Annotated in this window: 14 protein-coding genes and 1 pseudogene; 10 read left to right on the forward strand and 5 right to left on the reverse strand. The window is 63.3% G+C overall.

Annotation, left to right across the window (positions count from 1 at the left end; genetic code table 11):
* Nucleotides 1–7: 7 nt before the first annotated feature.
* The gene (gene flgH / locus G4G93_RS19970) at nucleotides 8–745 is read left to right on the forward strand and encodes a flagellar basal body L-ring protein FlgH (RefSeq protein ID WP_165086585.1); all 738 of its coding nucleotides are present in this window, start codon (nucleotides 8–10) and stop codon (nucleotides 743–745) included.
* 462 nt (nucleotides 746–1,207) lie between these two features.
* On the opposite strand, the gene dksA is transcribed toward flgH, so the two are convergent.
* From dksA to G4G93_RS19990, 4 genes are all read right to left on the reverse strand, one after another.
* Complete coding sequence (gene dksA / locus G4G93_RS19975; protein ID WP_060847286.1) at nucleotides 1,208–1,627, reverse strand: RNA polymerase-binding protein DksA; 420 nt, start codon at nucleotides 1,625–1,627, stop codon at nucleotides 1,208–1,210.
* A gap of 159 nt (nucleotides 1,628–1,786) precedes the next feature.
* The gene (locus tag G4G93_RS19980; protein ID WP_165086586.1) at nucleotides 1,787–2,812 is read right to left on the reverse strand and encodes a hypothetical protein; all 1,026 of its coding nucleotides are present in this window, start codon (nucleotides 2,810–2,812) and stop codon (nucleotides 1,787–1,789) included.
* 13 nt (nucleotides 2,813–2,825) lie between these two features.
* Nucleotides 2,826–4,202 (reverse strand): MBOAT family protein, encoded by a 1,377-nt coding sequence (locus tag G4G93_RS19985; RefSeq protein ID WP_165086587.1) that lies wholly within the window; start codon nucleotides 4,200–4,202, stop codon nucleotides 2,826–2,828.
* 419 nt (nucleotides 4,203–4,621) lie between these two features.
* The gene (locus tag G4G93_RS19990; RefSeq protein ID WP_165086588.1) at nucleotides 4,622–4,996 is read right to left on the reverse strand and encodes a hypothetical protein; all 375 of its coding nucleotides are present in this window, start codon (nucleotides 4,994–4,996) and stop codon (nucleotides 4,622–4,624) included.
* Between the two features lie 586 nt (nucleotides 4,997–5,582).
* Between G4G93_RS19990 and G4G93_RS19995 the strand changes: the two genes are divergently transcribed.
* From G4G93_RS19995 to G4G93_RS20030, 9 genes and pseudogenes are all read left to right on the forward strand, one after another.
* Nucleotides 5,583–6,323 carry a ParA family protein gene (locus G4G93_RS19995; RefSeq protein ID WP_165086589.1) on the forward strand — a complete coding sequence of 247 codons (741 nt, stop codon included), beginning with the start codon at nucleotides 5,583–5,585 and terminating at the stop codon, nucleotides 6,321–6,323.
* Between the two features lie 1,460 nt (nucleotides 6,324–7,783).
* Nucleotides 7,784–8,254, forward strand: a complete 471-nt coding sequence (locus G4G93_RS20000; RefSeq protein WP_165086590.1) for a hypothetical protein — start codon at nucleotides 7,784–7,786, stop codon at nucleotides 8,252–8,254.
* A gap of 56 nt (nucleotides 8,255–8,310) precedes the next feature.
* Nucleotides 8,311–10,473, forward strand: a complete 2,163-nt coding sequence (locus G4G93_RS20005) for a calcium-binding protein (RefSeq protein WP_165086591.1) — start codon at nucleotides 8,311–8,313, stop codon at nucleotides 10,471–10,473.
* A 211-nt stretch (nucleotides 10,474–10,684) separates the two neighbouring features.
* A complete protein-coding gene (locus G4G93_RS20010; protein WP_165086592.1) occupies nucleotides 10,685–12,904 on the forward strand; it encodes a peptidase domain-containing ABC transporter in 2,220 nt (739 codons plus the stop codon).
* A 10-nt stretch (nucleotides 12,905–12,914) separates the two neighbouring features.
* Nucleotides 12,915–14,252 (forward strand): HlyD family type I secretion periplasmic adaptor subunit, encoded by a 1,338-nt coding sequence (locus G4G93_RS20015; protein ID WP_165086594.1) that lies wholly within the window; start codon nucleotides 12,915–12,917, stop codon nucleotides 14,250–14,252.
* The gene (locus G4G93_RS20020) at nucleotides 14,249–16,138 is read left to right on the forward strand and encodes a tetratricopeptide repeat protein (protein WP_165086595.1); all 1,890 of its coding nucleotides are present in this window, start codon (nucleotides 14,249–14,251) and stop codon (nucleotides 16,136–16,138) included. Before G4G93_RS20015 ends, G4G93_RS20020 begins: the two co-directional genes overlap by 4 nt.
* A gap of 399 nt (nucleotides 16,139–16,537) precedes the next feature.
* Nucleotides 16,538–16,812: pseudogene (locus tag G4G93_RS36770) on the forward strand (transposase); the annotation flags it as partial.
* Between the two features lie 64 nt (nucleotides 16,813–16,876).
* Nucleotides 16,877–17,833 carry a transposase gene (locus G4G93_RS20025; protein WP_281409714.1) on the forward strand — a complete coding sequence of 319 codons (957 nt, stop codon included), beginning with the start codon at nucleotides 16,877–16,879 and terminating at the stop codon, nucleotides 17,831–17,833.
* A 32-nt stretch (nucleotides 17,834–17,865) separates the two neighbouring features.
* Nucleotides 17,866–18,603 (forward strand): TylF/MycF/NovP-related O-methyltransferase, encoded by a 738-nt coding sequence (locus tag G4G93_RS20030; protein WP_165086597.1) that lies wholly within the window; start codon nucleotides 17,866–17,868, stop codon nucleotides 18,601–18,603.
* On the opposite strand, the gene G4G93_RS20035 is transcribed toward G4G93_RS20030, so the two are convergent.
* A complete protein-coding gene (locus tag G4G93_RS20035) occupies nucleotides 18,593–18,961 on the reverse strand; it encodes a hypothetical protein (RefSeq protein ID WP_165086598.1) in 369 nt (122 codons plus the stop codon). The two genes, G4G93_RS20030 and G4G93_RS20035, sit on opposite strands and share 11 nt — an antisense overlap.
* Nucleotides 18,962–19,232: the final 271 nt, after the last annotated feature.

Below are 19,232 nucleotides of genomic sequence, written 5' to 3' on the forward strand. Positions count from 1 at the left end.
GCCTGAGATGTCCGTCTCCCGTCTCGCCCTCGTCGGCCTCGCCGGCGCGCTGCTCGCCGGCTGCAACACCGCCGACCGGCTCACCCAGATCGGCGCGACGCCGGTGCTGTCGGCGATCGAGGACCCGACCGCCCAGCCCGGCTATCGCCCGGTGCGGCTGCCGATGCCCGACGTCCAGCCGGTCTCCTACGCCTCGAACTCGCTCTGGCGTACCGGCTCGCGCGCCTTCTTCAAGGACCAGCGCGCCGCCAAGGTCGGCGACCTCGTCACGGTGAAGATCAACGTCACCGACAAGGCCAACCTCAACAACGAGACCAAGCGCTCGCGCTCGAACAGCGAATCGTTCGGGATGCCCAACGCCTTCGGCCTCGAGACGAAGACCAAGCTGCTCGCCGGCCTCGACCCGGCGAAGATGCTCGCCACCGATGCCACGACTACCAACGACGGCGCCGGCTCGGTGCAGCGGGCCGAGACGGTGACCACCAGCGTGGCGGCGATCGTCACGCAGGTGCTGCCGAACGGCAACCTGGTGCTGGAAGGCCGCCAGGAGATCCGCATCAACTTCGAGGTACGCGAACTGATCGTCGGCGGCGTGGTGCGGCCGGAGGACATCGAGTCCGACAACACCATCGATTCGAGCAAGATCGCCCAGGCCCGCATCGCGTATGGCGGCCGCGGCCAGATCACCGACGTGCAGCAGCCGCGCTACGGCCAGCAGTTCCTCGACATCGTGCTGCCGTTCTAGCGAACGGCGCCAAGGATCCCGCACCGGGCGGCACGCTCCCCCCCTGAGCCGCACGGACGCGGCGCGGCCCCGGCACTCCCCGCCGGGGCCGCTCTCGTTTTGGAGGCGGACATGCGCATGACCGGGGTGCCGGCTCGCGCCGTCCCGGCCGTCAGGTCAACATGGGTGCAAGGAAAAGGCGCTTCGCGCCCCGCATCTTGACCCTCCCCCTCAGCGGATGTGGGGCGGGAGAGGGGATGCCGTTTGCGGAGACGACTGAACCGTTCTGAAGCGCGCCCTCTGGATCAGCGTGGCGCTGCCCGTCTCCCGGCCCCTGCTGACGCAGGATACACCCTCCCCGTCCCAAGTTGGGCTTGCCCAACTCGGCCACGGCGATGCGGAACCCGGGCAAGCCCGAGTTCCGTGAGGGAGGGTTTTGGCGCGGGCGTCGGGAGCGGTCGATCCAGCCGAAGCCGCGAACCCTCAATCGTCCCGGTACACCCGCTCCCGGCGCTCGTGGCGCTCCTGGGCCTCGAGCGAGAGCGTCGCGATCGGGCGGGCCTCCAGGCGCTTGAGCGAGATCGGCTCGCCGGTCTCCTCGCAATAGCCGTAGGAGCCGTCCTCGATCCGAGACAGGGCCGCGTCGATCTTGGCGATCAGCTTCCGCTGCCGGTCGCGCGCCCGCAATTCGATCGCCCGATCGGTCTCGGACGAGGCGCGGTCGGTCAGGTCGGGGTGATTCTCGTTCTCGCTCTGCAACGCCACCAGGGTGTCCTGGGCCTCGCGCAGAATGTCTTGCTTCCAACCCTGGAGCTTGCGGCGAAAATACTCCCGCTGACGCTCGTTCATGAAGGGCTCGGCGTCATTGGGGGCATAGCCCTCCTCGATCACGATCTTCGCCATCGCGCCCCTCGGAAAACCGATGTTGTCCTGACCGCAGCCGATTGCATGGCCGCAGCCCACTTGGCGCAGCCCTATAATAGAGGCTGCACGACATCACAATGTCCCTGCGGGGCACGCAAGGACCGGACCAGGGGACGGCGGCCCTCTGCTGCAATCGTGTCACGGTCCTGAACCATCTGCACCACCCGCCCGTCCGCCGAGGGCCGCCGCAATGTTCGATTCCAGACGTCGGGCGACGGGCTGGCGATAGTGGCTGCCGTCGAAGAACAGGTCGGGCCCGTGCAGATCGGGCCGGTCGCCGGACCAGTCGACGACCCGCCCCCGCGGCGCCACCGCGGCGGCGAGCGCGGCGCGGCACGAGTCGGCCGCCGCGGCCCGGGGCGTGCCCGGCCGCGGCCGCGTCGCCGGGGCGACCGGCGGAAACACCAGCACCAGGGCCGTCTCAGGGGGCAGGCGGTCGGCCAACGCCCGCAGGCGGGCGGCGGCGGGGAAGCCGGGCCCGCCCTCCCCCGGATCGGGTCCGTCCGGGGCCGCCTGCGCCCGGGAGGCGACGCGCTCCGGCATGTCCGGATCGCCCAGCCGGAGGTAATCCGGCTCGTAATCCCAGTAGCCGTCGGGCGCTGCCCGGCGCGGGGCGGAGCGCATCGCCCAGCCGATGCGGTTGACGACCTCGCTGGCGACCGTGATGCGCAGGAGGCCGCGCAGGTAGCCCGGCCAATCCGCGGCCAGCAGCCAGGACGGGAACGGCCGCAGCGGCGGCAGGGCGGGATCGCCGGTGCACCAGAACGCGTCGGCTCCGATCACCAGGGCCCGCGCCTGGGGGTGATGGCGCAGGAAGTAGTCGGCGACCCGGAACTGCTCGCCCGGCCCGGTGCCCGGCACCGAGAGCTGCACGAACGGGATCCCGGTCGCCGCCCGCAGGCGCTCCGGCGCGATCAGCTGGATGTGCGAGTTGCCGATGATCGCCGCCCTGTAGGCGGGATCGCGGCCCCGGCTCGCCGTAGCCGTGCGCGGCCCTTGCGGGCGGACGCCGTCGCGGGCGAGGAGCCGCGGTCGGCCGGTGTCGTAGGGATCGACCGCGAGGGCAAGCGCCAGGTAGCCGGCGAGCAGCAGGGCCGCCGCGCTCACCAGGCGGACGGCGAAGCGGCGCCACGCGGCCTCGGGATCCAGGGGGTCGGCGCGCATCGATCGGCTCCCCTCAGAACTGGAAGTAGATGAACTCGTAGTTGGCGTCGTCGCCGATGCGCAGCAGCACCGCGACGAGGAGCACCGCGAAGGCGATCGCCAAAGCCGGCCGCGGCGGCAGGCGGTGGACCGCTGCCCACGCCGTCGGGCCGACCAGTGCCACCAGGGCGGCGGGCACGAAGGCCCGCCACTTGAAGCCGTGCCCGGCCGGCGCGAGGCCGAACAACCCCTTGAACACCGCCAAAGCTGCCTCGAAGCTGGTGGCGCGGAACAGCACCCAGGTCAGCGCCACGAAGGCGAAGGTCTGGGCCCAGCCGAGGAGGACCGGCATCGGCAGCCCGGCCCGGCGCCACAGCAGGCCGGCCCCGAGCCCGGCCCCGTGCGCCGCCCCCCAGGCGACGAAGGTGAGGCCGGCGCCGTGCCACAGGCCGCCGAGCGTCATGGTGGCGAAGAGCGCGCCGATCTGCACGGCGAGGCCCCGGCGGTTGCCGCCGAACGGGATGTAGAGGTAGTCGCGCAGGAACCGCGACAGGGTCATGTGCCAGCGCCGCCAGAAATCCTGCAGCGAGATGGCGCGATAGGGCACGTCGAAGTTCTGCGGCAGCACGATCCCGAACAGCAGCGCGAGGCCGAGCGCCATGTCGGTGTAGCCGGAGAAGTCGAAATAGATCTGGAACGTGAAGGCGAGCGTGCCCTGCCACGCTTCCGTGACGCTCACGACCTTGCCGGCGGCGGCGGCCTCGAAGACCGGGTTGGCGTAGGCCGCGAGCGGATCGCCGAGGAACACCTTCTTGGCCAGCCCGAGGCAGAGCAGCATCAGCCCGCGGCCGATCCGCTCGGCGGCGTCCGGCCGGGCATAGGGCTTCTCGTCGAACTGGTGGAGGATCTCGCTCCAGCGCACCAGCGGGCCGGCGAGCACCTGGGGGAAGAACGCGATGTAGAGGGCGTAGCGCGTCAGGTCCATCTGCGGCGCCCGGCCGGCGCGCAGGTCGGTCAGATACATCACGTGATGGAAGGTGAAGAACGAGATGCCGAGCGGCAGGGCGAGGCTCGGCCGGGCTAAGTCGTGGAGCCCCGGCAGGACCGCCGCGAGGCCGGCGAGGAACCCCGCATACTTGAACAAGGCCAGGACCGCGAGGTTCGCCGCGATGGCGAGCGGGATCAGGAGCGCCGCGCGGCTCCGCCCGAACCAGCGGGCGACGAGCCAGTTCAATCCGATCGAGGCGACCAGCAGCGGCACGAAGCGCGGATCCCACCAGCCGTAGAAGACGAGCGAGAGCCCGACCAGCAGCGGCAGCCGCCAGCCCGGCCGGTGGAGGGCCACGACGGCGTGGAGGGCGAGGGCGACCGGCAGGAAGCCGAGGAGGAACGGAAAGGAGTTGAACAGCATCGAGGCCGGGGTGACGCGGGTCTTGCGGCGACACCAAGGCCGCCCGTCTTCGAACGGGCGCCGTTGTGGGAGATCGGGGATGACGCGTCAACGCCCGGGGGCTGCGCCCCGCGGCTCCGGACCCGGGTCATACCGGCAGGCGACCCTTCGAGGGCGGGCTGCCTCGTTCGCGGGTAGCGATGGCAGTCCATCGCCGACGAGGTCCGCCGCCCGCGAGCCGAAGCTCGGGATCGCCCGTGCCGTGGCGCCGGACCGAACCTCCCTGATCCGGCCTTTGCGGGCCTGACGGGCCGGATCGGCGAGGGCTGCGAGACCGCGACGGCCCTGTGGCGCGAGATCCAGGAGCGGCGCTATCCCGGGACAAGCCGGCGGATGCGCCGCTTCTTCAGTCGTGTTCTTTGCGAATTTTATCGTGACGATCAGAGTTTTACGGGAGGAAAAATAACGTTCACGTTGCCGAGCCACGTCCGCAGCGCAACGGCGCGATGCTTTGCCTGCGATAAATTAAAATAATTCTCGGCAAGCTCGACGACGGCATTGCTTCCGCGGAAGCGGTCCGGATGACGGTCGACGAATTCCTGCACATGAGCTACCGATCGAGGGCCGTGACAAAACAAATATGTCAAGGCGTGGTCCGACTCGAAGCGTGAGACGATTAAATATACCTTGATATCGCCCGTTGCGTTCCACTCGGCTGGGCGGCCGACGGACCGGCTTTCGGTCCGCTCCAGATTCCCGTCGCCGCCTACGCGGAAGATCGTGACGTCGGATCCTCCTCGGTTGCCGGTATTCATTCACGATGCTCCTTGGCTGTGGTCCGGCCCCGGATATGGGCAATGCGACGAGAACGACGATGGGAAAGCAGCGAAGCGTCGAGTCGGATCGATCCAGCGCAAGATCGGCACGTGATCCTCGCGCCCCGGACGTCGCCTTTGTGCCGGGCGGTCCGGAAGGAGCGAAGCCTGTCGGTCCGCGACGCGCCGATGGGGCGCAGACGACGACCGGGAAAGCGCGCCGCAGGCTCCGTACGATCCGTCGTCAGGACAACCAGGTATGCGATGGTCCGCGTCAGCACCTGGCCGGCCCTCTCTCAAGAATCCTCGTTACGAAAAGGCACAGTCCGGGGCAAGACTGGGGCCGTATGATCGTCGCCACCGATCGCTCGAACGGGACACGATGGATGTGAGCGGTGGCGCAGCGGGCAGATCCGAGACAGAAGGACCCGCTTCACCGGTCGGATGGGGACGGGGGTCGAATACGAGGCACCTGGGGAAACCCGACGACGCGAACGAGTCGACTTCAGTGATGCGACGCAGACGCCACAATGTCGGCCTCACCGATCGGCAGGTGCGACATGGCCATTGAGGCAGGATCGCCAGTATGGCAGCGTCCAATGACCTCAAGGCTTTGCCGTTCACCCTCACCTCCGCAGGCGCCCGTTTCCCTGGGCCTTATCTCGACCGAGAGCCAGACAGCATGTTCGTTGTATCCGTGGTCCAGCAAAAAGGCGGGGTCGGCAAGACGACGCTGGCAGTCAACTTGTCAGGAGAGTTGCGCCAGAGAAAAATGAAGGTTAGCTTGATCGACGCCGACCCACAGGCTTCCGCCAGTGCCTGGTCCTTGCCGCGCAAGCTTGGTTTTCACGTCCGCGCGGAGCTTATCACGAGTGGTACCGTGTCGCAGTGGCTGCGCAATGTGCTCAAGCAACAGGCGGACGTGACCATCGTCGACACACCGGCAGGGCTCGGGCCGGTCTTTCGTGCCGCGATCGATGTGGCGGACATCGTCCTCGTCCCGTGCGGCCCCTCGAGCCTTGATCTGAACTCGGTTCGCAACACCCTTACGGCAATCACCGATCACCTCAAGAACGACAATCGCAATCACCCTCGGGTCGTGCTCGTGCCGACACGCGTGGAGCGGGAGACCCCCGAGGGGCAGCAGATCGGTGAGGAGTTAGGAGCGCTCGGGGAAACGGTGAGTCCGGCACTCAGTCATGACGCATATTATGTCCGGGCATTCACGCAGGGCGTGACGGTGACCACGGCGGCGCCCGCCAGCAACGCGGCGAGCGAGATCCGTGCCGTCGCCGACTTCCTGCTCGGCCAGATCGCCCGCACGTAAGACGAGGCTGCCGCTGCACTGCGGACGTATAAGAACGGCATGGTTCGGCCCCTGTCTGGTCGGGTGCGTGCAAGTCGCCTGACGAGGATCATGCCGGGGGCGAGGACGAAGGAGGCGAGCGCAGAAGAGGACGCGGTCGCTCCATGATCGCCGGCGAGCCGACGGTCGCGGCGGATCCAGCCGCACTCCCTCGGGCTCGCCGAGCTCCACCGTGACGGCATCGGCCCAACCGAGGCCAATCACGCGCGACATGCGGTCGGCACGGCGGCGCGCCAGGGCCCGGAAAGCTCGCGATCGGCCCTCGTCGGGCGCGAGCCGTTCGCACACGCCGCCCTGGAGCATTTTGCGACGGAAGCGGATATCGCCTCGTCGCAGAGAATTCAGCGGAATCGCAGATCGAGGGCAGCGTTCGATGGCAACGCGATTGGGCGCCGCTCTAGCCCGGCCCGGGCGCCGCGCATCCTATCGGGTCTCTCGGGCGAGCGTCGGACACGGTCCCGACGCCAGCGGCGCGGACCGCCTACCCAGACGTCAAGCCTTGTGCTCCATCACGAAGCGGAATGTACCCCGAGATGCCGTCATGGCGCAGCACCGCAACCATCGGGGCCTATGGGAGCCCTGCGTCAGCCTCCAAGACGAGGCTATCCTGGTCCCCGATCGGGCATTTCGCAATCGGAGGCGCTACTCCTATTGGAGGATACCCCGAACGGGTTAAGCCTCAAGAGTCAGAGAGCATTTCACCCGGCGGGAGAAGCGAAATTCCCGTACTCGAATTGACAACATGTCCAAAACTTCGCAGTCGTCCCCGGAGGTGTTGCATTTTTGTGGTTTAGACAGTTTTTTTTACACTGTAAATCACGTGATGTCGGATAGGCGATCGGTTCCGTCATCGCTTGGCTGCGCACTTGAGATCTTTCCGTACACGAATCGTCAACAGTTGATGCACTTCCAGGACATGAAATCACGATTGACCCAATCATCAGATTCCCATATGAGTGCTCCGTAACTCAGATTCGCGAAGTGCGAGGGAATAGGCCGAAGTGATGGGTGAGGATCAGGTAAGCCCGCTTTCAGTCCAGGCCGGCCTATTTGTTTTACAATACATTAAATCACTTTCCCGCGGCACTCCGCCGGTAGTGGAAGTTCGCGTTCCGAGCGAAACCCGGCGATATGTGCAGATTATATCATCGCCCTTCGACGCCGCAGATACGATCAGTGCGCCGGGGGGATGTCTCGTCATCAGGGCCGAGCAGGCATCGACAGTGCAGGTCGCTGTCGTTTCTGCCACTGGAGCGCGGGCGGGTGAGGTGGAACTGCGGCTCGAAGCGCTTGTCACTGGGCAAGCAGCATCGCCGCAGCGCGGGGAACCCGTGTCGTCTCCAGGACCTGTCGGATCCGCAGGACCCTCAGGAGTCGAACTGGTCGGCACAGCGCACGTCTCTCGCCGCGGTGACGTCCCGGTGGGTGGCGACAAGTGGGTCGCCGGGCCCAGTGAGCCTGCGCCGATCGAGGGGCTGGAAATCCGGCTCAATGCCCCTGGGGCAACGCTCCGTCTCGAATACCAAGTTCTTGTCGGTGGCAAAGACGGTGGCTGGACTCCCTGGCTGCGTGGCGAATATGCGGGTACCCGTGGGCAGTATCGCCCTCTCTTGGGTATCCGCTTTCGACTCGCCGGCAATGCGGCTCAATTCCTCACGCTCCATGTCGACGCGTTGTTCCTCGGATCAACCGTCGAGACAGCGCGAGGGAATACCTTGGAATTGATCAGTGGCGCGGGTGTCGATCCGCTCGTTGGTCTCAAAATTGCCCTTGTTCCTACAACAAAGGGCAAGGTCCAGAGCGAGAATACCGCGATCCGACCTCCAACGGCTCAGCCAGCTGAAACGCGCGCCAGCCGCGTGCGCGTTTTTCGATCCTCTAGTCTTCGATAGACTGGAAGCGATTCCGTCAAACAATCAAACAAATATACGACACGAGGGGAATAAGCATGTCGGGGACCTACGAGACTGGCCAGGTTACGCTGGATCAAGCGGTTGCGATCAACGATGATCCGTCCGTCGCTGCGGCGATCCGGCAAGCCCTCATCGCCTCCGGCGCCGTCGCGCCGGACGGTTCCGGGCTGGTCGACTTCTACAAGAGCACGTTCGTCAACGAGGACGGCTCGCCGCGCGCCCTCGATCTTTCGGGCACCAACACCGAACTGCTGGTGGCGAACGGCAACAATCAGTTCCTCAACGTCGGCCCCACCAACAACATGGTGATCGCCACGGGGGTGGAGCCCGGAACGATCGTCGTCGAGGGCAGTGCCAGCGTTCAGGTGATCGTCGGCTCGGGCGCCAGCTACGTGCAGGGCGGCGCCGGCGCCAACACGATTCAGGGCGGATCCGGCAACGACACCCTGCTGGCGGGCGTGAGCGGTGGAAATCACCTCATCACCTCGGGCGGGGGCAGCAACCGTCTGTATGGCGGGTCTGGCCAGGATACGCTTCAGGCGAACGGCGGCGGCGACAACATTCTGTATGCCGGCTCGGGCAAGAACCTGCTGCAGGGCGGCGCGGGCCACGACACCCTGATTGGCGGCGGCCAGAGCCAGATGATCGCCGGCAGCGGCGGCAACACCCTGTTCACCAATATCGGGGGCAGCAACACGCTCACCGGCGGCGCCGGCAGCGATGTGCTGATCGCCGAGTCGGGCAACAACCAGCTCACCACCGGCGGCACCGGCTCCGACCAGCTCTACGGTGGGACGGGCGCCGACACGCTCACGGCCGTCAACGGCGACAACGTGCTGCGCGCCGGATCGGGTGCGAACCTGCTCCAGGGCGGCACGGGTCACGATACGCTGTTCGGCGGTGGCAACACCAAGATGCTCGCCGGAACCGGGGGCACGTTCCTGTTCAATTCCGCCGGCGGTCAGAACACGCTGCAAGGCGGATCGGGCAGCGACACCCTCGTTGCCACGAACGGCACGAACCTGCTGCTTGCGGTGGGCACCGGAACCGATCAGCTCTACGGCGGCACCGGCGCGGACACTCTGACGGCCATCGGCGGCGACAACCTGCTGTACGCGGGGTCGGGCGCGAACCTGCTGCAGGGCGGCACGGGTCACGACACCCTGTTCGCCGGCGGCAACACCAACATGATCGCCGGGTCCGGCGGGAGCTTCCTGCTGGCGAATGCCGGTGGCAGCAACACGCTGACGGGCGGCTCGGGCAGCGACATTCTCGTCGCGCAGACCGGTGCCAACCGGCTCTTCGCAACCGGGAACGGCACCGACCAACTCTATGGCGGCACCGGAGCCGATACGCTGACCGCACTCAGCGGGGACAATATCCTGTACGCCGGCTCCGGCGCCAACATCCTGCAAGGCGGAACGGGTCACGACACCTTGTTCGGCGGCGGCAACACGCAAATGACCGCCGGGTCCGGCGGCAACTTCCTGATGACCTCGCTCGGCGGTCAGAACACGCTGACTGGCGGCGCCGGCAACGACACGCTGATCGGCAGCAACGGCACCAACCAGATCAATGCGGTCGGCGGAAACGACTTCCTGATCGGTGGCACCGGAGCCGATACGCTGACGGCCTCCACCGGCAACAACGTCCTCGTGGCGGGCTCCGGCGCGAACATCCTGCAGGGTGGCACGGGTCAGGACACGCTTTACGGCGGCGGCGCTTCGAAGCTCACGGCGGGCAGCGGCGGTAACGCCCTCGCGACGAGCGGGCTGTCGACGGGCCACGATACCCTCACGGGCGGCATCGGTGCGGATACCCTGCAAGCCATCGCAGGCGACAACCTGCTGACGGCTTTCGGTGCGGGCGATACGCTCTACGCCGGAACGGGTCGCGATACTCTGGTGGGCGCGTCGGGCGGTTCGACCTTCGTCGATACCAAGGCCGGCAGCGCTCAACTGATCGGATCGAGCGGCGACGATCTGTTCTACCTCTCCAAGGCGAGCGGGAACGACACGATCGTCGGCGGCGGCGGCAACGACCTCCTGTCGATCGGCAATCGGGCGCAATCGGATATCACCAGCGTCACCAACAACCAGAATGGCTCGTACACCGTCGCGTTCGGATCGACCGAGAGCGTCACCGTGTCGGGCATCAGCACGATCAACTTCACGGACGGCACCAAGCAGATCAGCTAATGCGGGGCGCGAGGAGCGCTCACCTTGCCTGAAACTTGTGCATAACATCGGGGGCGGCGCATGCCGCCCCTTTCGTCGTTGGTCCGAGATTCGTCGCAATTGACGCGCAAGCACATGCTCGAATGTGCAAAAATGCGCTGCGTCCGGGCAAAGCTTGACAGTTGAGTCCGGCGATCAAAACTTTCTTCGATTGACAAGAGGACATGTGCTCATGTCGCAGATCCAGGCTGGTCCTACGGCCTCGTCGGGTGCGGAGACGGATTGGCCCGCTTTGCAATGCCTTACTCTGGTGGCACGGCAGCATGGGATCCATCTGACACCTGAGCAGATCATCCACGATAATCAGCTGGAACCCGGATCGGTCACGCCGGACGTACTTCTTCGCTGTGCGAAAGCCGCCGGCCTGAACGGAAAGCGCCTTTCCCTTCGATGGCGCCATCTTCCGAAGCTCGGAAGGGCTCTTCCGGCCATCGTCTTCTTGACGGACGGATCTCCCCTCCTCCTGCGGTCGGCCGAGTCATCGGACGCCATCGAGCAGGTGATCCTACAGGATCCTCTCGCCCCTGAGGATGCTCCGCTCATTCTCGACCGTGTGAGATTCGAGGAGATCTGGGCTGGCAGCGCGCTCATTCTCAAGCGTGACTACAGCATCCGGGACGAAGAACAGCCGCTTGGGATCAGCTTTATCGCGTCACTCATCTTTCGCGAAAAGCGCATTCTCCGCGACGTCGTGGTTTCAGCTGTATTTTTAAGTTTGCTCACTCTAGTCCCAATTCTATTTTGGCGCCTGATGACAGATCGCGTGCTCGCCCATGCTGCGATGAGCACGTTCACTGTCCTTTGTGTCGCACTCGCCCTTTGCACAATTTTTGAAACCATTTTCAGCTTCGTCAGACAAGCGCTGTTACTACACCTGACAGCACGCATTGATGTGAAGATGACAAATATAATTTTTGAGCGAGTTGTTCGACTTCCTATTGATGTATTTGAAAAAACCCCGATCGGATTGATTGCGCGAAACATGAACGAAGCGCATAAAGTGAAGTTGTTTTTGACAAATCATTTATTTGGAACTATTCTTGATAGTATTTGCCTGATATTTTTTATTCCAGTTATGTTTGTATTAAACCCGATCTTAACGGCGATTGTGCTCGGTTGCTGCGTCATTATTGTAGGCTGGATCGCGGCGATGCTTCCCATATACGCCAAGCGATCGAGCGCTGTCATTGCAGCCGAGGGACAGCGCGGATCATTCATTGTACAAACGCTTCAGGGCATTCGCACGGTAAAATCTCTGGCTCTTGAACCGCGCCAGATCCATCAACATGATGTGATCGTTGCCAGAACCGCAAGGCTGCGAATAGCAGAAGGACAACTCGCGAACATTATTCACTCGGCAATCTTGCCGATTGAGCGGTTCATGATATCAGGCGTGTTGGCGATTGGCGTGTACATCGCCTTATCATCAACGGACTATAATGCCATTGCTTCGATATTTATCTTTCTCCTTCTCAGTCAACGGATTGTCGGCCCGCTTCGGCAGATCGCACAACTGCTGGAGCAATACGAGGAGGCAAAAACTTCTCTCAACATGGTTGCAGGAATGCTCGACGCCGGGACTGAAGACCAAACATCCGGCAACGGAGTCCGGCAGCCGCTCATCGGACATGTCGAGTTCGCGTCCGTGAGGTTTCAGTATAGTGGCGCAACCAGTCCGGCGCTCAACGACGTCTCGTTCGATCTGCCGCCCGGCACCACACTGGGGGTTATGGGCCGCAGCGGCTCGGGCAAGACGACCGTCACTCGACTGCTTCAACGTCTGCACTCGAATTACGAAGGCCTTATCAAAGTCGATGGCATCGACATTCGTCAGTATGCGCTCGACCACCTTCGCCACAATTTGGGCGTCGTACTTCAAGACAATTTTCTATTCTCCGGCACAATTCGCGAGAACATCATTGCCGCCAAGCCCGACGCGTCGTTCGACGAGGTCGTGCGGGCAGCACGCTTAGCCGGAGCAGAGGAATTCATCGACCGGCTCCCCCGGGGCTACGAGACCTACGTCAACGAAGGCTCGAACAACCTCTCCGGTGGCCAGCGTCAGCGCATCGCTATCGCGCGAGCGCTGATTACCAATCCACGAATACTCATTCTTGACGAAGCAACAAGCGCGCTCGATCCTGAAAGTGAAGCGATCGTGAACGCGAATCTGCGGCGAATCTCGGAGGGGCGCACTGTGATCGTCATCTCGCACCGTCTCTCCTCCCTTGTGTCGTCGGATGCGATCCTGGTTCTCGAGCGCGGACGCGTACACGACATTGGAAAGCACGCGGAGTTGCTCGAACGCTGCGACATCTACCGGGATCTCTGGAATCAGCAGAACGCGCCAGTGCGCGACGCCGCGGACGCGAAGCTTCGGCTCGTGAGCTAGGGAGACGGCAATGAAGAAAGAATCTCTCGATACGACACTCCTCCGCTTTCAGTCGGAGTCCGATGATATCCGCCACGCGCCGGAACCTCGCGTGCTGCGCGCAACGACCTTCATTACAGCAGCAGTCTTGATGGTCTCGATTGGCTTTGCGGCGATCGCCCGAGTCGACAGGGTCGTAACGAGTGAACGGGGGAAAATCGTCCCAACCCAAGGTACCGTGTTATTCCAGGCGCTCGATACATCGATTATCAAGACGCTCAATGTACGGGAAGGCGATCAGGTCAAGAAGGGACAGCTCCTCGCGACGCTTGATCCGACTTTCGCAGCTGCCGATGTCGAGCAACTCGAGAAGCAGCTCGCCAGCTTGGACGCACAGATCGCTCGCGCGACAGCAGAGCAAGCCGGGAAAATCTACGCCCCGGAAATCACGGATCCCGTCAGCGCCCAATACGCTCTGCTGCAGAAGTCCTTGTACGATCAGCGAGCTGGCCAGTTCAAGGCTCAAGTCGCCAGCTTCGATCAGAAGATCGCGCAAACCCAGGCCACTATCAAACGTCTACAGGGTGACGAAGCGCGCTATGCCGAACGTGAGAAGATCTCGCAACAAATCGAAGGGATGCGCCAGCAGCTCGTCGAGAAGCAGGCCGGCAGCCTTCTGAATTTGTTGATCGCGAGCGATGCTCGTCTAGAGATGCTACGGACGATGGAGAATGGGCGCAACAGTCTGGTCGAAGCCAAGCACCAGCTTGAAGCCCTACAGTCGGATCGGAACGCATTCACTCAACAATGGATGTCGCAGAGCAGCCAAGATTTGGTTACGGCACGGGGAAATCGTGATGCCGTGGTCGCACAGCTGTCAAAAGCTGCGAGGCACAAGGATCTTGTTCAGCTCTATGCTCCCGACGACGCGATCGTTTTGACGCGCGCCAAGGCGTCCGTCGGATCCGTCCTGAAGGAGGGAGAGACGTTGATGACCATTGTTCCGCTCAACTCTCCGATCGAAGCCGAAATCAGCATCTCGGCTCGTGAGATCGGTTTCATCAGGGCTGGCGACCGCGCCACGGTCAAGGTGGATGCATTCCCATTCATCGAGCACGGCATGGCACACGGGCGGTTGAGCTGGGTCAGTGAAGGGGCCTTCACGCTCGACGAGGACGGCAAGTCTGTCGACCCTTACTACAAGGCACGGGTGTCGATCGATGAAATGCATTTTACTCGTGTACCTGCAACATTCCGCCTTATCCCCGGGATGACACTCGCGTCGGACATCCATATCGGGGAACGCTCTGTGCTCGGCTACTTGATCTCCGGGGCTTCTCGTGTGACCGAAGCGATGCGTGAGCCATGATGCCTGTTCGCGTGCTGCGGGAGACCCGCATTTTATACTGCAATCTCCGTTTCTGGCGCGGCCAAGTTCGCTACCGGGCGGGGCGGAGTGCCGCCGCGCATTGTGACTTCGCCGCCGCCGCGCGCGCCGGTCATGCAGAGGCACAATATCGCGTCGGGCTGAATTACAGTCTCGGTCGCGGCTGCGTTCCCTCCGGCGGTGAAGCTCTGCGATGGTTCGAGCAGGCCGCCACGGCCGGTTACGTCGAAGCGCAATTCGAACTCGGGGTTCTGCTGATGGCGGACCGCGATCTTGCATGGTGCACCGGGCCGTCCGCCCGGTGGGCCGCCGAGGCGACAAAGCGCGGCAGTCGATTGGCTGATCTTGCATTCCCAAGGGGAATGACGTTCGAAAAGGATAATGTACGCGCCTTTTATTGGCTCAGTAAGGCAGCGCATGCAGGCAAGCCGGAAGCTCAAGCCAACCTGGGCTGGCTTCTCCTCAAAGGCATCGGATGCGAGCCTGATAGGAGGGCAGCTCATCATTGGTTAAGCTTAGCGGCCGAGAGCAACATTTCTCAAGCCATGTTCGGCCTCGCTGAATATTACGGGGCGAGCGACAAGCCAGATTACGATGAGGCTAATTCTCGCCACTGGCTGCGGCAAGCGGCCGATCACGGGAATGCCTCGGCCGCGTTCAATCTGGGTCGGGCATTGCTGCAGGGGCCTGAGCCGGATCGCGCGCAGGCGGAACGGTATTTTGCAGCCGCCGCGGAAAAGGGCCACCCTGAAGCGGCGTTTGAACTCGCCGTGTTGCAACTCGCCCGTGTCGAGGACGGCCTTGATGTCGAGCCCGTCCTTAATCACCTTCGCGCCGCAGCGAAGGCTGGACATACAGGCGCGGCTTTCGTGCTTGGAGAGATTTTTAGTCGAGGCGACCGGATCAGGCCCGATCTCCGCGAAGCCGCACAATGGTATCGGCAGGCCGCCGATGCCGGGCATGTGCAAGCTCAGTTTCAAATAGGATGCTTCTACGCACGCGGCGAGGGCCTGCCAAAGGATCTTACCCACGCAGCCCGATATTTTGCCCTCAGTGCGTTAGGCGGTCATGCCGTGGGCGCGTTGAATGCAGGCATCTTTTATGAAACGGGCCAAGGCGTGCCCCGAGATCTCGTCAAGGCTGCGAAGTGGCTCGGCATGGCGGCGGCACTAGGATTGCCTCAAGCGCAGGCACGGCTCGGATCACTCCTCGTGTCTGGGCGCGTGCACGGTGAAAATGCCGAGTCGGGACGTGCGCTGCTCGAACAGGCCGTCGCGCAAAACAGCCCTGAAGCAGAGCTTGCTCTGGCGCAGATGCTTTTGAGCGAGAACAATGAAACGGACAAAGCAAGGGCAGCGGAACTCCTCGCCCGCGCTTCGAATAAGCACAATCTTGCGGCAGCCGAACTGCTTCTGACGCGATTTGATCCCGGCGATCTTCCCTCATTTGCTTTGTCGCGGGCTTTGGCAGCGCTTGAGGCGGGGGCGAACGCGGGCGTCTCAACTGCGATGACAGTGCTAGCGGCCGAGCTTATGTCCGGCCGGCATCTTCCCATAAATCGTGAACGGGCAGAACGTTTGCTGCAATCTGCCGCTGCTAGCGGCGACGCAGCGGCACAGTTCAGCCTTGGTGTCTTTTATTGTCAGCGACATTCAACGCCAGAAGATCTGTCTCTCGGCCTCAGTCATTATGTTGCAGCAGCGGAGGCCGGACATCCGCTCGCACAATATAATGCAGGCGTCATGTATCTGAATGGAGTTGGAACCGTCGCCGACCCGATCAAGGCCAAGCGCCTTCTTGAAGCAGCAGCAGCCAAGGGCTTGCAAAGCGCGATCAGACTGACAGGAGAATTCAATAAATTAAATTGATATTTAAATTTTCACGCATTGACTCGGGCCGATAATAGTCCGATCCGTCCTCCCGCCCGTGGATGACAAGAGAATCCCCTTGCCGTCCTCGAATGATTCGGACTGCATTTCGCCGAATGCCACGAGGATTAGTCGTCATCTTGGCGTGGGGAAGGCAGCAAACAGCGGCACCTCGAATCGCCGGTATGCGAGCCGATCCATCCCTGAAGCATTTTCCTACGAAGTGGATGCCGGCTCGTCGGGGCGCGTCCTTTGGAGTAGTGCAGCTGAACGGAAGCGGGAGAGCCCGCCCGCGCGCCTCACAGCACTGTAGCAGGCGGGCTCTCCAGCGGTGTCCATCGACGGTGACGGGTTAGAAGCGGGTTGTGAGCCACCGTCACCGAACCTGGGCGACCCCCGGTGACCGATGCCGTGATGAGCCTGCGCGCCCTGGCTGAGAGGAGCCTTCAACCGGCGTGTTGCGCGAGATGATCGGCGTTGCCGCGCAGCGCCTGATGGAACTGGTGGTGGCCGGCCTACTCAGCGCAGCCCACGGTGAGCAGAACCCCGACAGGCTGTTTCATCGCAATGGATATCGTGACCGGGACGGGCAGACGCGAGCCGGCAAGGTCGAGTTGCGCGTCCCCCGGCTGAGGAAGGGCAGCGACTTCCCGAGCCTCCTCAAGCCGCGCCGCGTGACCGACAACCCGGTTCAGACCATGGGCGGGACGGGGACCTCTCGCAAGTCAGGTCAGCCAGTTGTGCCTGGAGATCGACGAGTGTGTAAACGCCTTCCTGGAGCGGCCGATCAAGGGCGAGCGGCCCTATCCTTGGATCGACGCCACCTACGTGAAGGTGCGCCAGAACCACCGCATCGTCTCGGCCGCCGTCATCATGGCGGTGGGCGTCAACACGGATGGGCGGCGCGAAGCGCTGGGGTTCGACATCGGCCCGTCCGAGGCTGAAACGTTCTGGACCGCGTTCCTGCGCAAACTGGCTTGGCGCGGCCTGCGCGGGGTCAAGCTGGTGATTTCGGACGCGCATGATGGCATCAAGGCCTCGGTCGCCAAGGTGATGACCGCCTCCTGGCAGCGGTGCCGGGCCCACTTCATGCGCAACGTCCTGGCCCATGCCGGCCATTCGGGCCGCCGCGTCGTCTCGGCCTTCACCACGGCGTTCGCGCAGGACGACGCCGAGGCAGCTCGCCTGAAGTGGCGGCGGGTGGGCCGATCAACTCCGGCCCAAGGTGCCCAAGCTGGCTGCCCTGATGGACGCGGCCGAGGCCGACGTCCTGGCCTACATGAGCTTCCCAACCGCCCATCGTGCCAAGCTGCCTCGACCAATCCGTTGGAGCGCCTCAACGGCGAGATCAACCGGCGCACCGAGGTCGTCGGCATCTTCCCCGACGAGCCCGCGATCCGCCGCTTGGTCGGCGCACTCCTGCTGGAGCAGGACGACGAGTGGGCCGTCCAGCGCTGCCGCACCATGACACTGGACAACATAGCCCCGATCGACGTTGACACCCTCGTCAGCTTGCCCACCCTGGTCAGGCTGATCCGTCCGGCCCTGCCGGTCATCGTGGTGGGCCACCCGCAGCCACACCATGCCTTGGGACACGATCCGCCACCATGGGTTACCTATCCACTCAGACCGATCCAAAGATTGCGGGTCAGGTCACGCCCGCATGGTGCTCGCTTGCCGTGTTGGCGGGCATGAAATCACTTTAGCAATGATACGGGGGATACACGGTGTTTTACGGCAATTTTCAGCCTGGCGATAGCTCGTTCTTACAATCATGCCTGACCAAGCTCAGAGTCATCTTTGGCAGCACCGCCTATGGAGACAATAATATTATCATAGGAAAAACTTGCTCTTTTTTACATGATTCAAAATTGATTACTGCGATTAATCGTCACTCAACGACCGAACAGGAAAAATCACTTGTTTTTCGTCTCAACACGCTAGTCTGGGCTGTTGACAACGCAATGAAAATTGAAGGCGATCTTGTCGAGTGCGGTGTTTGGAAAGGATTTCTGTTTCGTGTCCTAGCGGAATATTTTGATTTTGAGAAGACAGATAAAAAGATGTGGCTATATGATACATACGCGGGCATTCCAAGAAAATATGACACCGAGAAGCACGACCACCCCGTCCTGCACGAAGAGAACTTATTTGAGAAAGTCGTTCTGAGATTTCGCTCTTATGACAATGTCAACGTGGTGAGAGGCCAGCTTCCTGCAATTCTGGAGCACAAATCCCCCAGAGCAATCTCCTTGCTGCACCTCGACCTCAATTCTTCCCGCGCTGAGATCGAAACACTCGATGCTGTTTTTGATAGAATTTCTCCTGGCGGGATGATCGTGTTCGACGACTACGGTTGGTCCGCTTACAGGGCGCAGCACGATGCCGAGAAGGAGTGGGCCGCCAAGCGCGGATACCGCATCCTCGAAATGTCGACGGGCCAGGGCCTGCTGGTCAAGCGGTGATCGCGTCGGGACCTGTGGGAGGGCGAGAATCGCGCACCGGCTCCACGAGACGTCCGCGCCGAAGGCGCTGCGAGGGATCGCGCTGCAGTGACGCCGTATGCAGGCCCGCCGTGGCGCGGCTTCTGAAATGAGACAGCGACCTCGAACAAGACCTGAATTCGCGAGGCGCGAGCGTGTCTCGCCCGGCGAGGATCATGACGGCGTCCAGAACGACGACGGCGAGCGCGGAGGACACGGTCGCCCCATGATCGATGACACGCCGTCGGGTCGCGGCCGATCCAGCCGAACGGGCAGCCCCGGCGTCGAGAACGGCGGCGATCAGGCTGCCTTCGTGCCCGGCGCCCTCGCGATCGGCCATCGTCGCGGCGCGAGCCGGCCCTCGCATTCCCGCCCGCGGCCCCCGCAGGAACCGACGGCGCGCGGGTCTCCCCCAGGCGGGATCTCGTACGGCAAGCAGGCACCGGGCGCAGCCTGTAGGGGGCTCTCATCCAGCACAGCGCGCGGCGACCAACGCCAAAGGCGGCTTGTTCGGAACGGGGCCGGCGGCCGAGCGGTCTCCAGACCTGCCCTCGCGCGGGCGGTACGACGATCCAGACCAGCCTGCTGATGACAGGGAAAGCTCGCCGATC

The sequence above is a fragment of the Methylobacterium sp. DB0501 genome (assembly GCF_011043735.1).
Taxonomy (GTDB): Bacteria; Pseudomonadota; Alphaproteobacteria; order Rhizobiales; family Beijerinckiaceae; genus Methylobacterium; species Methylobacterium alsaeris.